A 14,868-nucleotide genomic window follows, 5' to 3' on the forward strand; every position below is an offset into this window, starting at 1 on the left:
TTGTATGCAGAACATATTGGTTGTAGATGATGAGGCCATACAACGCAGAGTGCTGGCCAAGATGATCAGGGAAGCTAGACCTCATTGTCATGTGCTGGAAGCCAAGAACGGGAAAGACGCTTTGGAAGTCATTCGCACGAATCCAATCGATATCGTGTTTACGGATATTAAAATGCCGGTACTGGATGGGTTGGAGATGATTGAGCAGATGAATGCGTCCGCCCATCCGGTTAAGGTTATCATTCTTAGCGGCTACCGGCATTTCGAATACGCGCAGAAGGCCATTCGGTTGGGTGCTTTCGATTACTTGGTCAAGCCGATTAAAGAAAAGAGCATCACCCACATTCTGGACAAAGCTGAGGGCAGTATTACAAGAGAGAAAACGAATCAACTTGAAAAAGAACAAATTAAACAGCAACTGGATCAGACGTTGTCGGTTTATTGGGAACAGCTTCTGAACGATTGGATAACGGAAGGTGTGTCTGAAACGAAGGGGGCGGAAATTCGCAGACAATTTTCACTTGAAGCTCAGGGTATTGTTGTGACGGCCAAAATTGAAGGAGACGGGATTCCAGCAACGTCATGGGACAGTGGAAGTTGCATGAAAAGCGCACTGCTTGAGCAAATGGAGTCTGCAGTTGTAAACAGTGGGGCGTCCGTATCCTTCTACTCCCGAGAGGATAAGAGATTGCTGCTCACGGTGCTAACCTTTCCCAATCTATCGGCATGCAACATGGCAGAATTGGAAAGCGTGTTGAAGGAGTTCGCATTCCAAGGCTCGCAGCAATTCGGCATCTCCCTCACCATTGGTGTCGGTCAGATGTGCAGCCATGTATTCGAAGAAGCAAAGCAATCATGCGAAGAGGCGCTGACGGCTGCTTCTTTTCGTTATTTTCTGCATGATAGGACGGTTTTTCCGTATTCGGAGATCAGCCGGCTTATTCGCTCCGTACACTATAATTTTGGCAAAGAAGAAGAGTTGTTCAAGGAATCGATCCGAAAAGGGTTAATTGGACAGCTGATGAATCAGGTGGATGAATGGTTCACCGGGATACTCCAGGGCGGGCTTCCTCAACCGGAGCAGTGGATTAGGATCGTCCAGCGGATGATATCCAGTGTTGCCGTAGTCATGAGGGATTTTGTCTCTGAACAGGACTACAAGGACATTGTGATGGGAGCCGAAAGCCAACTTTTTGTAAGCGGCAATTACGAAATATGCAAAGAAGGCTTCATGAACCTGCTGCTAAATTGGATGGATATGATTCAGAAGAGCCGATCTAGGAAGCATGAGTCTGTCGTAGAGGCGTGTCTACAATATGTGGAGGCGCATTATATGGAAGATTTGTCTCTAGATACAGTAGCGGCAAGTTTGTTCTTTAGCCCGAACTATTTGACGCTCATGTTCAAACAGCATTTGGGGACAACTTTTAGCAAATATTTATCCGAGTTCCGGATGAAGAAGGCACTAGAACTGCTGCAAAATAGTGATTTGAGAGTGTACGAGATCGCCCCGCGCACCGGATTTAAGGATGATAAATATTTTTATAGGGTGTTTAAAAACAAGTTCGGGATAACGCCTGATGAATATCGCAGAAACAATCATTTGCAGCACATGTCAAACTTTTGATATGTTTTGCAGCTCTTTTTTATCATGGACGTAGCTTGTGATTGCAAGAGAACGAGGAGGAATATCATGAGAACGATGTATACGATAGGCGAAGCGCTGATCGATTTTATTCCTGCTGAAACAGGCGTAGCGCTCAAAGAGGTTAGCAGCTTCGGCAAAGCGGCGGGAGGCGCTCCGGCCAATGTAGCCTGCACCGTGGCCAAACTGGGGGGGCGAAGCTTTTTTATCGGGAAGCTGGGGGAGGATGCCTTCGGCGATTTTCTGGTTGATACTATGAACCAGGTGGGTGTAGACACGCGCTATTTGTCGCGAACGTCTCAAGCGAATACCGCTCTTGCCTTTGTCAGCCTGCAGGCTGACGGCAGCCGTGACTTCTCCTTCTACCGCAAGCCGAGCGCGGACATGCTATTGGATGAGATCGATATCGATGCCTGCAGTTTCGACAGCGGTAGCATGCTTCATTACTGTTCCGTGGATTTGATTGAAGCACCGGTCAAATATGCGCACATTCGCGCCATTCAAGCAGTAAAGAGCAAGGATGGGTTCATTAGCTTTGACCCTAATGTTAGGCTACCTTTATGGAACAGCCCGGAAGAGTGCCGCCGGACAATTCTGGAGTTCATCCCTCGCAGTCATTTGATTAAGATCAGCGATGAGGAATTAACATTTATTACGGGGATTGAGGATGAAGCACAAGCGATTGCCTCTTTATTTAGGGGTGATGTAACAAGCGTGCTGTTTACACGCGGTTCGAAGGGCGCATCGTGGTTCACAGCAGGCGGCAGTGTGTCCGTATCGGGACATGCTGTTAAAGCGGTGGATACAACCGGAGCAGGTGATTCGTTCATCGGGGCGCTGCTGTACCAGCTGAGCCTAGCTTCTGGCGATATTCGCAGTCTTGCGGAAGTGGATATGAAGAACATGCTTGCCTTCGCTAATGCGGCGGCAGCTTTGACCACGACAAGGCGTGGAGCGATTCCTTCTTTGCCCGCCTTGGATGAAGTTGTCCAGTTTAGGAACGGAGAATAGAAAAGCTGTCGAAGGAAACCTATGGAAGATTGAATTAGATCATTCGCAGGAATTCTAGCGGGTTAACACGTATTGAAATATGCTAAGCCGATCAACAGCCGTCGCTGTGAGCGGCTTTTCAATTCATGAGATGGTACAGATCACAAATCATTGAGCTAACGTTGAACGATAGTGCAAAAACAAGGGACAGATCGCCGACACAGGCAACTGTCCCTTGTTTCATTGAAACGATCGAGAGGCTCCCCTTCAGCTACGAATTGATAGGATTACTCGGTCTGTTTCCACCGGGAAGCCTCTCACGCTAGTTATGCTAGAGAGTAGGACATGCATTCCGGTATGTCCGTTAGCGTCACGATTCTCGTGTTCAATCCATTCCTAACCCCATGATCGTAATGCCTTCTGCATTAAACACTTCATCACTGTTCCGAGACAAATCTGTCTTAAACCAAGCTGGATTGGGAGAGATTTGTACGAAAAAACTCCGCGAGCTTCGAAACCGCAATCGTTACGTACTGGTCTTTGTCGTAAGTATCGACATGGGTGGCGCCATCTATCCAGAACAGTTCCTTTGGCTCTTTTGCGTTCGCGATGGCTTCGGTCGTCATCCACGACGTGACCGCTTGATTTCCGGCGATCATGAGGAGCGGACGAGGAGATATCTGGTCAATGAACCGGAACGCTTCAAAATAGGCGATTCGGTCTATACTGTTCCAGGTAAAGAACTTAGCCGAGCGTGGGTGCTGCGCACGGTCGGTGCAGTAGTATTCCCATCCCTCGAAGGCGTGCAAATCACCTATTGCGCGAGCTTGGTCTTCGGTCTCAGGGAAGATCGGAAACACGCCGATTCCTTCTCCGCGGGCTTCCGAAGTACGAGCCTGCGCCGCAGCATCGAGCATGCTCCTGAAAACGGCAGGGTCCTGCTTGCCGTCACTTCCTTTACGGAATTGAAGATGGATGTCTGCCGCGCTAACAGTGGCAACGGCCTTAATGCGGTGATCGGTAACCGTAGCCGGAATAACGTAACCGCCGGAGGCGCAGATGCCAAGCGCGCCGATGCGCTCCGGGTCGACCTCGTTGCGTGTACTAAGGAACGAGACGGCGGCTTTGAAGTCCTCCACTCTATGGGCGGGATCCTCCAACCCCCTTGGCACGCCTCCGCTTTCTCCCTGATAGGCTGCATCAAAGGTAAGTGTAATGAGGCCTTGTTCGGCAAGCCGTTTGGCGTAGAGTCCAGCGCTCTGCTCCTTTACGGCGGTCCCGGGATGGCCGACGACGATCGCAGGTCGTGGACCGCCAGCCTCTCCTTTTGGGGTGTATAGATGGCCGGCGATCTTTACTCCAGCACTCTCGAAGGTGACGTCCATTTTCATATAATTTTGCATTTTTAATTCCTCCAATTTATTTTGTTTGATCTTGCGAATTATCACTCAGCGTAAACTCCATAGTGGTGTGCGCCCAATGGCAGCGTCCCCCCTTTTCATAAATTGACACTTGTTCATTAATGTATATTGATACATTTTCGAACATGTATATAATTATATTCAGGTACGGAAGAACCACAATTGTTAGATCAACGCAATTTGTTAATTAGTGAACAAAGGTTAGAACATTGTTTATTATTTCTTGAAAGTCAGGTGAATTTGATGTCTAAAGTGGATCGAAGAATAGGTAAAACGCAGGAAGCAATCAAAAACGCGGTTATAGATTTGATGTCTGAAAAGAATTTCGACGAGATTACGATTCGAGACATATCCGACAGGGCCAATGTGAGTAGGGGGACCATTTACCTTCATTATTTAGACAAATATGATTTACTAGATAAGCTTGTTGAGTCGCATATCAATGAGCTCCGCGAAATTTGCATAATGGGAGCAGATCTAGACTATTTTAGCGGCTCACCGCTATGGACCGAATATTTCGAACGGAATTATTCTTTCTTTTCGTTCATGCTAGCGAGTAAAGGAGCTCCTTTCTTTCGCACAAGGTTCCTTGACTTTCTTATCGAACAATTTAAGCAAGAGGTAGACGTCGCCGAAGGGAAAAACCAGGGATTAAAAGATGAGTTAATTGTGAGGTTTGTAGCATCCGCATTCGTCGGGGTTGTGGAGTGGTGGTTTACTAATAATAAGCCGATCCCGCATCATGTCTTAGCTGAACATCTCGGGTTATTGTTTGAGAGGAATTTGTAAGCTAACAGAACGTTAGTTTAAAGATGTAATCAAATTGAAATATTATTTTCATTCTGTCTTAATGAATTAAGCCTATAGAGCAGGTTATCAGAAACTATTCACGGTTCGAGCCATAGACTCGGAGGGCACACCTGTATTTCGCGATAGCTCAAAGGTCATTTTCCATGTTGCCGGGCCGGCGGAAATTATCGCGGTAGATAATGGAGATCTTTGTTCAAGTGAGTCTTACGACACGAATTGGATGCATATGTACCGAGGCTGTGTCAGCACGGTCATCCGATTGACGGGGGAAACAGGACGTGTAGTGTTGTCGGCATCCTCTGAGGGAGTGTATTCGGCTCAGTCGGTCATTGAGGTTGTTTAGAGGCCATCTGTTCAGAAAGGAGAACGTATGAAGCTTTCGGTATGTATGGATTCGCTATTCAAAGGATGGGATCTAGGGGATGCATTGCAGGTAGTTCAAGCCAATGGGATCGGGGCCTTTGAGTTCTGGAATTGGAAAACGAAGGACATCGGCAGGCTTGAAGCTGAAATGAAAAGCCGCTCGCTCACACTCTCAGCATTCTGCACGAATGGCGGCACGTTTGTATCCAAGGAGGCTCACCGAGCCTATGTGGAAGGGATCAAGGATGCGGCCCAGATCTCAAAGCGCTTGGGATGTTCCACGCTAATCACGACAGCAGGTTCTGAGCAGCCGGGTGTGGAGCGTGAGCGCCAGCTTGAACATATTGTAGCTGGCTTGCGCTTGGCCGCACCTATCGTGGAAGATGCAGCATTACCCTGGTGCTGGAGCCGCTGAATACACGAATCGATCATCCCGGTCACTTTCTATCACATTCCGACGATGCTGGAGCGGCTCCCGGATATCGGACATATTCATGCTGCCGGATACCCTGGTCGCCATGAACTGCAAATCGGTGATATAGCGTATGAAGACGTGTTTGCAGAGCTGCGCTCTGCAGGATATACGGACTACGTCGGTCTGGAGTATGTGCCTTCGATCGAACATGATTTAGGCTTGGCATATGCGAAGGGACTATGTAACGGTTTCAACACTTAGTTTTGATTGTGTAACAAGACTGGAAGAGCATGCCTGACGGCGGCACTTTTTTTTGTTCTATGAAGGATTTCATTCCTTTTCAACGATTTTCGTAACAGGCGAAGCGGGTTGGTGTATTTTCGGAGAGAAATTACGCCATGTTTGCGCTTACAAAATGACAACAACAGGTAAGTAAAGTAAAGAGTTGCACATTGCTGGCTTCTTTTATGGATTTTATAATGAGTACATAACACAGCAGCATCGCTGTGAGGGATTATAAAACCAGGAACTGGGGGATGTTCATGAAACAAAGAAAGCATAAAGTGAAAGCGTTATCCATTTCGTTCTTAGTCATTTCTACTTTCTTAGCTGCATGCAGTAACCAGGATGAACCGGCGGCCGGACAGAAAGAGGCTGCAAAAGATGCGGTAAGCACGGCGGGGACAAGCGATGTGAAAGCTACAAATGCGGACCCACTTGGCAAGTATGATCCGCCAATCGATGTATCTTTCGTGCGTAATCTCAGTGATGTTGTAGAAAATAATGTACTAGGTGTGCTTAAAGGTGAAACGTTCGAGGATAACCGCTGGAGTCGTTTATATAAGGATCAGTTGGGCATCAATATTAAAAACAGTTGGGTCGTCAAGGGGAACGATACCTCGGAGCAATATGTACAAAAGTTAAATGTAACGTTAGCTTCCGGTGATTTGCCTGACGTTATTCCTGTCAATGCAACGCAATTGAAGCAATTAGCTGACTCTGAACAAATTGAAGATATGACGGCCTTGTACGAGAAGTACGCTTCTCCGTTAACCAAACAAATTTTATCACAGGAGGGCAGCAGTCCATTCGATGCAGTTACCATTGACGGCAAATTGATGGCGATCCCACAGGTCGATTCTTCACTCGAACGCGCGATGTTTATTTGGATTCGTACGGATTGGCTGCAGAAAGTAGGCTTACAGCCTCCGAAAACAATGGCTGATGTGCAGGCGATATCCAAAGCATTTGCAGAAAACGATCCGGATGGCAATGGAAAAAAAGATACATTTGGGCTCGGTTTAACCAAAACCTTATGGGGCGGAGCCATGGGATTGGAAGGATTCATGGCCGGCTACAAGGCGTATCCGAATATGTGGTTGACAGATGCATCCGGTAAGCTGGTTTATGGAGGCATTCAGCCAGAAGTCAAGAAAGCGCTTCAATCGCTTCAGATCATGTTCAAAAACGGTGAATTGGACCAAGAGTTCGGTACCAAGGATGGAGGCAAAGTATCCGAGCAAATCGCCTCCGGAAAGATTGGGATGGAATACGGCGAACAGTGGAATTCCATCTGGCCATTGCAATTAAACAAGAACAATGAGCCTAATTCACAATGGCGCGCATTTCCGATTGTTTCAGAATCCGGCGATACGCCGAAGGTTCCTCTGAAATTCAGTACGACCAAATTCTTCGCGGTTAAAAAGGGGTTCAAGCATCCTGAAGCAGTCATCAAATTGTTTAATCTTCATCTGGAGAAAAACTTCGGCGCAACGGCGGAGTTTGACAAATATTACGCACCTCCGGAAGCGGAAAGCGTGTGGCAGCTGTCTCCGGTCACACCAGCTCCGGTTAAAAAGAACGTAGAAGCATTTAGAGCGATCGATGCAGCCCGTAAAGCTGGAGATTTCTCCTCTTTGAAAGGGGAAGCCAAAACCATTCAAAGTAAACTGGATGCCTATAAGTCAGCAACGAAGGAAGGATTCGCATTATGGGGTTGGGAGCGGATTTACGGTCCGGAAGGCTCCGAGGGGATCGTGGATCAGTACGATAAAAACAATCAGTTCCTGATGGATAAATTTGTCGGAGCACCTACACCTACAATGGTTGAACGTAAGTCAACTTTGGAAAAGTTAATGAATGAAACGTACACCAAAATCATTATGGGCGGATCTGTCGATGAATTTGACAAATTTGTGAAAGATTGGGCCAAATTAGGCGGAGACCAGATTACGAAAGAAGTAAATGATTGGTATGTGAAAACGAAGAAGTAGCATTGGGCAGAGGAGGAGTGATCTTCCTTCCTCTGCTTATTTTGCTTCAACGGATGGAGGATGGTTATGGGAACCAGGAAAATATGGAGAGAGCTTCCGTTGCATCTAATGATATTACCGGGACTGGTACTGATTATTCTATTCTCCTATGTCCCCATGGCAGGAATTATTATTGCTTTTCAGAAGTTCATTCCTGCCAAAGGTCTTTTCGGTAATCAGCGGTGGATCGGTTTGGATAATTTCAACTATGTCATGAACCTGCCTAGCTTTAATCAGGTTTTGTGGAATACCCTTTTTATTTCGAGTCTTAAGCTTATTCTAGGCTTAATCGTACCGATTATCTTTGCCATTCTTCTCAACGAATTGAAGAATGAAGTCATCAAAAGAAGTGTACAAACGACAATTTATTTACCTTATTTCCTCTCGTGGGTCGTTCTTGGCGGTATACTCATCGATATTTTATCTCCCTCCAGCGGTATTGTTAACCAACTGCTGGATGCACTCGGACTTAAGAGAATATTTTTCCTTGGGGACAATCATTGGTTTCCATTTACGCTGGTGTCATCCGATATCTGGAAAAACTTTGGCTATGGAACCATCGTTTATTTAGCGGCTATAACCGGCATAGATCCCGGCTTATACGAATCTGCTACGATTGATGGTGCTAACCGTTGGCATAAGATTTGGCATATTACCCTTCCCGGCATGCGCATGGTCATCGTTCTGTTATCTGTTCTAAGCCTTGGGCAGCTGCTGAATGCGGGATTCGATCAAGTGTTTAACTTGTATAGTCCGCAAGTGTACCAAAGCGGCGATATTCTGGATACTTTTGTGTATCGGATCGGTCTATTAGATGCTCAATACGGTGTTGCAACTGCTGTTGGATTATTTAAATCATTGGTATCGCTTATCCTGATATCGGGCTCTTATTTTGTCGCTTATCGATTTGCGAAATATCGAATTTTCTAAGAGGAGGGAAAACGATGATACAGCCATCAACAAGATCTGCGTCCGACGCATATATGCGGGTATCTGCGAGTCGTAGGCGGCTCGAATGGTTTTCCGTTCTGAATACGACCTTTCTCATACTGGTATCGTTAATATGTGTACTGCCGTTAGTCCATATTGTCGCCGTTTCGTTTAGTTCAAGTACTGCTGCAGCAGCAGGTTATGTGAAATTGTGGCCGGTTGATTTTACATTGGCCTCCTATACGTATACAGCCAGCCGGGAAGCGTTCTGGCAATCCATGCTGGTGTCTTTGGAGCGTATTGCAATCGGTACACCACTGAATTTGATTTTAACCATTCTGGTTGCCTTTCCGTTATCCAAAGAAACGAAGGCGTTTCGCCTGCGTATGGTTTACGCTTGGGTTTTCTTTTTAACGATGCTTTTCCACGGGGGCTTGATTCCTTGGTACTCTACACTTAAAGAGTACCATCTTCTCGATACGATTTGGGCGCTAGTCCTGCCGGGGGCCGTTCCTGTTTTCAGTATTGTCTTATTGCTGAACTTTTTTCGCGAGGTGCCGAAGGAGCTCGAGGAGGCGGCTGTCATGGACGGTGCCAGCTACTGGACAACGCTGTGGAAAATCTACGTGCCGATATCCAAACCCGCTCTTGCGACGCTAGCTTTATTCTCAATGGTGGAGCATTGGAACAGTTGGTTTGACGGACTTCTCCTTATGGGGGACCCTAGTCATTACCCGCTGCAAAGCTATATTCAGACGATTGTGATTCAACAAAATTTAACGAACCTGTCTCGCGACGAGGCGATGAATTTGGCGCTCATTTCCGATCGGACGCTGAAAGCATCGCAGATATTCCTAGGATCCCTTCCTATCATTTTGGCGTACCCATTCCTGCAAAAGTATTTTGTTAAGGGGATTGTACTTGGCAGTGTCAAAGGGTGAAGGGGGGGGCTTGTTCCTAACGAAAATGTTTACGAAGCTTATAGGGTTCAGGCTATAATGGAAGAAAAAAGTTGGGGGCTCGTGCCTTGATCAACCGTCAACCGTTCTCTATACGAAATACGATTTTCCTTCGGCTTCTCAGTACTTTTTTGCTTATTATGCTGCCGATCCTGATCTTTGGTGTCTATCTTTATCACTGGATTGTGCAAACGGCAAGCGAAGACATCTCCAAAACGGCGGTATCCCAGCTAACCTTCTATATAACCGATCTTGAAAAAGAGGTTGAACGGATGAAGCTGCTGCAGTATAGCGTAATTGAGGATGAGGATCTCAACGAACTGACGTTGACTTGGGATACGATGGATGTTTTTAAACGTACGGAGAAAATAAACTCGCTTCGAAAACGGCTCTACGCGATTCAAAATAGCAGTCCATATATTAAAAATGTAAGTGCTCATATTTATCCGTTATCCAAAACGATTTCTTCCGCAAATGGCCCAAGTGAATTTAATACTGAACGGTATAATGGCTTACGTTCGGAATTAAGCAGCAGGAATAACCAGATTGTTGAGTGGAAGGGCGGATTATTTCTAAGTGCGGCAAAGCCAAGTGTGACCATGGGGAACCAACCGCTGTTTATTATTGAAATCGAACTGGATCAAGAGAGATTACAGGAGGCGCTAAGCCAATTCAATACATATCCCGGCAGCGGAACTCTGCTGACAACGAACAAATCGGGTGTCATACTCTCGAGCGGATCATTAAAGCACTTAGAGCCGGATGTCACGGCAACCATTGAGCAAATGAGAGAAGCCCCCCATCAAAGCACGGAAACGTTCACCATTTCGGGGAACCGCTATTATACCGCAATTGCAAGCTCTGGTTATTTGAATATGTCTATCTACCGGCTTATTCCCGAACAGATGATTAAGAAGCCGTTGGACAAATTTTATATATGGGCCTGGTTATTTATTCTCGTTGCTTTTGTCATCATTGCGATTTATGCGTTCTCCACGTATAAATTTATTCACAAACCATTGTTAACACTTGTAAAAAGCTTTCGGCGTATGGAGAATGGGGATCTTGATGTTAACATTCACCATGAGTCTAAGGATGAGCTTGGGTACTTGTATGGCAGGTTTAACCAGATGGTCACCAATCTTCGTTCTTTGATCGATCAAGTCTACAAGCAGAAAATTATGACGCAACGGGCGGAGCTGAAGCAGCTCCAGTCGCAAATTAATCCACATTTTCTATATAACAGCTTCTTTATTCTGAGGACGATGGCAAAGATTGGAGACGTTGAACGAATCGGACAGTTCGCAACGCAATTAGGCGAGTATTTCCAGTTCGTGACGCGGAATGCTTCTGACGAAGTATTGTTGAGACAAGAAATTCACCATGCGAGGATGTACACGGAGATTCAGGAATTACGCTTCTCGCGGCGTATCCGTGTGCAATTCGACGCTCTCCCGCCGGAAATCGAACAGAAGTCAGTGCCGCGTTTAATTGTGCAGCCCATCATTGAAAATGCGTTTGAACACAGCTTGGAAAGAATGAAACGCAGCGGATGTGTTGTCATACGATTCGAAGTGGCAGAGTCTGAAATCCGCATAGTGGTGGAAGATAACGGTGAGAGTTTGACGGACGAAGCTTTGCAGCATATATCGGATACCTTGGATAACGATAATGAACAAACGGAGACGACAGGTTTGGTGAATATTCATCGCCGGGTGAAGATCACATACGGTGAGAAATACGGTCTGCGAATAAGCCGAAGCGATCTCGGGGGATTGCAAGCAACCATCTGCATTCCCTTAAAGGGGGGTGACGTTCATGATTAGAATGTTGATCGTTGATGATGAGGAAGTTATTACAGACGGGCTGTTCGATGTCTTTAGCCAACTGAATCTGAATCTTGATCTGTATAAAGCCTATTCCGGTGAAGAAGCGCTGGATTGGATGAATACGACGAGAGTGGACATTGTGTTATCCGATATCCGCATGCCCGGCATGGACGGTCTAGAGCTAATGAGAAACATACGAAGCAGCTGGCAGCATTGCAAAATCATCTTTTTGACCGGCTATAATGACTTTGATTATGTCTACCAGGCGATTCAAACTCCCGGAGTCAGCTATCTCCTGAAAAGTGAAGAATACGATGTGATTATCCAAGCGGTAACCGATGCCATATATGAATTGGAGAATAGTTTAAAGTTTCATGATCTCATCAAGCGATCGAGTGAGAAACTTAGCACACTCGAGACGCTTGCTCAAGGGAACTATTTCCGTTATTTGCTTCAGGGGACGCGAGAAGCGGAGGCTTTGGAAACTGACTTCCGTAAATTAGGTATTGCTCTTGACCCCGCTATGCCCGTCCTCGTAGCGGTTGGTGACTTGCAGCGTACGAACATGCACAACTCCTTTGCCGAAAATCAGGAAGCGGCGCTGGCAGTCAAGTTCCTTGCAGAGAAATTTCTGGCTGAACGCACCGATAGTCTTGGCATCATCGATCATTACGGCAGCCTCGTCTGGCTCGTTCAACCGAAGCATGCCGGTGGAGCGATTGAGGCGTATACGCGGACGGTATCCTTTCTGGAAGGACAGTTCGAGCTTTTACAGCGTGCTTGTCATGAATCTCTGGGAATCACGTTTGCCATTACGCTCAGCTCAGATCCATGTGATTGGAAGCGGCTTTCCGAGATATACGATCGAATGAGAGGTGAGCAGCATTGGCGAGCGGGGGACGGCTCCCAGATGATACAAACGGTCAACTTGGACACGATTGAAACATCGGCCAATTCTAGGACGCTGAGAGATAAGGCGGATTCATTGGCGATTTATCTTGAAAATGGAAATAGAGAGGGATTTCTCCAATTGTTCAAGGAACTTACGGAAACGGCCTTTGATGAACGCGGAAACGGGGGACCGTTTGCCTTGGAGTTGTATTATACGATTGCTCTCTTCTTCTTGTCCTACGTTAATCGTTGGGAGCTGCATGATCGAGTTGGCACAACCGGGCTCATGCAAAGAGATAGACATTCGTCCTGGCAAGATAGTTTCGACTTTTTAAAACAGACCGCGGTGTCCTTGTTCGATCTCCGACTGAGTGTAGAACGTAACAGAGCAGCTGAGGTGATAGAGAAGGTACGCTCGTATATTGAGGAGCACCTTGGCGAGGACTTGTCTCTCGTCCGTTTGGCCAGCGTGATTCACTTCAATCCATCCTATTTATCGCGGCTTTTTAAACAGGAAAGTGGAGTCAATTTATCCGAGTATATTGATGAAATTAGAATAGAGAAAGCCAAAATGCTGCTCAAGAGGGACGAGCTGAAGATTGCGGAGGTAGGTGCGCAGGTCGGATATGAAACCCCGCACTCGTTTACTCGTTTTTTCAAGAAATCTACCGGCGTGACACCTGTGGAATATCGGGAGACTGTCAGGAAATAAGAGCAATCACTTGGGCTGCTTTGGGCTCATAAGGAGAGAATGCGGCGATGGGGAATGTGACGATAACGAATCCGGTCATCTGGGCGGATGTTCCGGACCCATGTGTGATTAGAGTGGGAACCGCTTACTATATGGTGAGCACAAGCATGCATGCGATGCCCGGATGCCCGATTATGAAGTCCGAGAATTTGATGGATTGGAGAATCGTCAATTACGTTTATGATACTTTAGAGGATAACGATGCGCACAATTTGCTGGACGGGAAAGGCATTTATGGCAAAGGAGCGTGGGCTGTAAGTTTACGTCATCATAGTGGCATGTTCTATGTGTGCTTCTCGAGTAATGATATGAACCGGTTTTACATTTACAGGACGGCAGATATCGAGAACGGGGAGTGGGAACGCTCTGTAATCGCAGGGGTCCATCATGATCCGAGTCTGCTATTTGATGAAGGCCGCGTTTATGTCATTCACGGCAACGGGAGTATTCGTATTACAGAGTTAATGTCGGATGTGAGGACGGTAAAAGCTGACGGCATCCATCAACGGCTCTTCGAGACGGAGCGAGAGGGGATCGGGCTGCGGTGCGAGGGATGCCATGCGTATAAGCTGAACGGTTATTATTACTTGTTCTTCATTGAGTGGCCTAATACCGGCAAACGGCGACGCAGACAGCTTTGTTATCGGTCACGAGAGCTTCTGGGTCCTTATGAACATAAAGTCATTCTCGATGACGACATGGGCTATCGCAATCATGGTATTGCACAAGGAGGGATTGTCGACACGCCGGCTCATGAGTGGTATGCCGTATTATTCCAAGATCATGATGCGGTAGGAAGAGTTCCTGTTGTAATGCCGGTTTCTTGGGTGGACGATTGGCCTGTCATTGGGATGAATGGAAAGGCGCCAATGACATTTGAAGCGCAATTGCCAAGTTCAGTCCCATCTACTATGGTCATAAGCGATGAGTTCGACTATGCGTCCAATCAATTGGCGCTAAATTGGCAGTGGAATCATAATCCGGATAACCTGCTATGGTCGGTGACCGCGCGGCGAGGCTGGTTGCGTTTAGTGGCGGGGAATATAACCCGCAGTGTCTTATTAGCCCGCAATACATTGACGCAGCGGACGGAAGGACCCGGGTGTATCGGAATGACGGTGATGGATGTAACCCACATGAGGCCGGGAGACCACGCGGGGATGGTTGCGCTCCAAAACCACTTTGGAACCGTCGGCATTCAAGTGGATGCGAACGGCAGCCGCTATGTTGCGATGTGTATCAACCAAGGCGACGGCCTAGAAGAAACGGTCGAGCGGCTTCCCTATGATGATAACCTTATTTATTTGAAAATTCACTTCGCTTTTGAAAATAGCATGGATACGGCCAGCTTTTACTATTCAGCAAACGGTGAAGCATGGAAACAAATCGGAAGCCCGCTTAAAATGAAGTATACGCTGGACCATTTTATGGGATACCGGATGGGGTTGTTTAATTACGCTTCCAGACATGTTGGCGGGCATGCTGACTTTGATTTTTTTCGATATACAAGGGTGGATGGAGTCCCTCTATAGGCCTGTTGAGAACGATCTAA

The 14,868-nt window shown here is 46.7% G+C and carries 13 protein-coding genes; 12 read left to right on the forward strand and 1 reads right to left on the reverse strand.

Features of this window, described 5'->3' with window-relative positions; translation table 11 throughout:
• Window positions 1–4: 4 nt before the first annotated feature.
• Window positions 5–1,627 (forward strand): response regulator, encoded by a 1,623-nt coding sequence (locus tag J2X61_RS13005; protein WP_274470290.1) that lies wholly within the window; start codon window positions 5–7, stop codon window positions 1,625–1,627.
• Window positions 1,628–1,693: 66 nt separating this feature from the next.
• On the forward strand, window positions 1,694–2,656 hold the full coding sequence (locus J2X61_RS13010; RefSeq protein WP_310188218.1) for a carbohydrate kinase family protein: 963 nt from the start codon (window positions 1,694–1,696) through the stop codon (window positions 2,654–2,656).
• A 440-nt stretch (window positions 2,657–3,096) separates the two neighbouring features.
• On the opposite strand, the gene J2X61_RS13015 is transcribed toward J2X61_RS13010, so the two are convergent.
• Window positions 3,097–4,038, reverse strand: a complete 942-nt coding sequence (locus J2X61_RS13015; RefSeq protein ID WP_310188220.1) for an alpha/beta hydrolase — start codon at window positions 4,036–4,038, stop codon at window positions 3,097–3,099.
• A 261-nt stretch (window positions 4,039–4,299) separates the two neighbouring features.
• On the opposite strand from J2X61_RS13015, the gene J2X61_RS13020 reads away from it, so the two are divergent.
• The 10 genes from J2X61_RS13020 to J2X61_RS13065 all read left to right on the forward strand — a co-directional run bounded on the left by J2X61_RS13020 (window position 4,300) and on the right by J2X61_RS13065 (window position 14,848).
• Complete coding sequence (locus J2X61_RS13020) at window positions 4,300–4,845, forward strand: TetR/AcrR family transcriptional regulator (protein ID WP_274470910.1); 546 nt, start codon at window positions 4,300–4,302, stop codon at window positions 4,843–4,845.
• A 112-nt stretch (window positions 4,846–4,957) separates the two neighbouring features.
• Window positions 4,958–5,209, forward strand: a complete 252-nt coding sequence (locus tag J2X61_RS13025; RefSeq protein WP_310188343.1) for a hypothetical protein — start codon at window positions 4,958–4,960, stop codon at window positions 5,207–5,209.
• Window positions 5,210–5,236: 27 nt separating this feature from the next.
• Window positions 5,237–5,644 (forward strand): sugar phosphate isomerase/epimerase family protein, encoded by a 408-nt coding sequence (locus J2X61_RS13030; protein WP_310188222.1) that lies wholly within the window; start codon window positions 5,237–5,239, stop codon window positions 5,642–5,644.
• 45 nt (window positions 5,645–5,689) lie between these two features.
• The gene (locus J2X61_RS13035) at window positions 5,690–5,905 is read left to right on the forward strand and encodes a hypothetical protein (RefSeq protein ID WP_274470285.1); all 216 of its coding nucleotides are present in this window, start codon (window positions 5,690–5,692) and stop codon (window positions 5,903–5,905) included.
• A gap of 281 nt (window positions 5,906–6,186) precedes the next feature.
• Entirely contained in the window at window positions 6,187–7,917 is a 1,731-nt protein-coding gene (locus J2X61_RS13040) for an extracellular solute-binding protein (RefSeq protein ID WP_274470284.1), read from the forward strand.
• Window positions 7,918–7,983: 66 nt separating this feature from the next.
• Window positions 7,984–8,886: an ABC transporter permease gene (locus J2X61_RS13045; protein ID WP_274470283.1), complete on the forward strand. Its 903-nt coding sequence runs from the start codon at window positions 7,984–7,986 to the stop codon at window positions 8,884–8,886.
• A 53-nt stretch (window positions 8,887–8,939) separates the two neighbouring features.
• Window positions 8,940–9,827: a carbohydrate ABC transporter permease gene (locus J2X61_RS13050; protein ID WP_310188345.1), complete on the forward strand. Its 888-nt coding sequence runs from the start codon at window positions 8,940–8,942 to the stop codon at window positions 9,825–9,827.
• Window positions 9,828–9,913: 86 nt separating this feature from the next.
• Window positions 9,914–11,671 (forward strand): sensor histidine kinase, encoded by a 1,758-nt coding sequence (locus tag J2X61_RS13055; protein WP_274470282.1) that lies wholly within the window; start codon window positions 9,914–9,916, stop codon window positions 11,669–11,671.
• On the forward strand, window positions 11,664–13,277 hold the full coding sequence (locus J2X61_RS13060; RefSeq protein WP_310188224.1) for a response regulator transcription factor: 1,614 nt from the start codon (window positions 11,664–11,666) through the stop codon (window positions 13,275–13,277). Before J2X61_RS13055 ends, J2X61_RS13060 begins: the two co-directional genes overlap by 8 nt.
• Before the next feature lie 47 nt (window positions 13,278–13,324).
• The gene (locus J2X61_RS13065) at window positions 13,325–14,848 is read left to right on the forward strand and encodes a glycoside hydrolase family 43 protein (protein WP_310188225.1); all 1,524 of its coding nucleotides are present in this window, start codon (window positions 13,325–13,327) and stop codon (window positions 14,846–14,848) included.
• Window positions 14,849–14,868 lie beyond the last annotated feature (20 nt).

It is taken from the genome of Bacillus sp. 3255 (genome assembly GCF_031456485.1).
GTDB lineage: Bacteria > Bacillota > Bacilli > Paenibacillales > NBRC-103111 > Paenibacillus_E.

Bases quoted from the DNA above. Each gene is read 5' to 3' on its own strand.
- J2X61_RS13060 (WP_310188224.1), top strand. From the start codon at position 11,664: ATGATTAGAATGTTGATCGTTGATGATGAGGAAGTTATTACAGACGGG.
- J2X61_RS13030 (WP_310188222.1), top strand. From the start codon at position 5,237: ATGAAGCTTTCGGTATGTATGGATTCGCTATTCAAAGGATGGGATCTA.
- J2X61_RS13015 (WP_310188220.1), bottom strand. From the start codon at position 4,038: ATGCAAAATTATATGAAAATGGACGTCACCTTCGAGAGTGCTGGAGTA.
- J2X61_RS13040 (WP_274470284.1), top strand. From the start codon at position 6,187: ATGAAACAAAGAAAGCATAAAGTGAAAGCGTTATCCATTTCGTTCTTA.
- J2X61_RS13065 (WP_310188225.1), top strand. From the start codon at position 13,325: ATGGGGAATGTGACGATAACGAATCCGGTCATCTGGGCGGATGTTCCG.
- J2X61_RS13035 (WP_274470285.1), top strand. From the start codon at position 5,690: ATGCTGGAGCGGCTCCCGGATATCGGACATATTCATGCTGCCGGATAC.
- J2X61_RS13005 (WP_274470290.1), top strand. From the start codon at position 5: ATGCAGAACATATTGGTTGTAGATGATGAGGCCATACAACGCAGAGTG.
- J2X61_RS13045 (WP_274470283.1), top strand. From the start codon at position 7,984: ATGGGAACCAGGAAAATATGGAGAGAGCTTCCGTTGCATCTAATGATA.
- J2X61_RS13010 (WP_310188218.1), top strand. From the start codon at position 1,694: ATGAGAACGATGTATACGATAGGCGAAGCGCTGATCGATTTTATTCCT.
- J2X61_RS13050 (WP_310188345.1), top strand. From the start codon at position 8,940: ATGCGGGTATCTGCGAGTCGTAGGCGGCTCGAATGGTTTTCCGTTCTG.
- J2X61_RS13020 (WP_274470910.1), top strand. From the start codon at position 4,300: ATGTCTAAAGTGGATCGAAGAATAGGTAAAACGCAGGAAGCAATCAAA.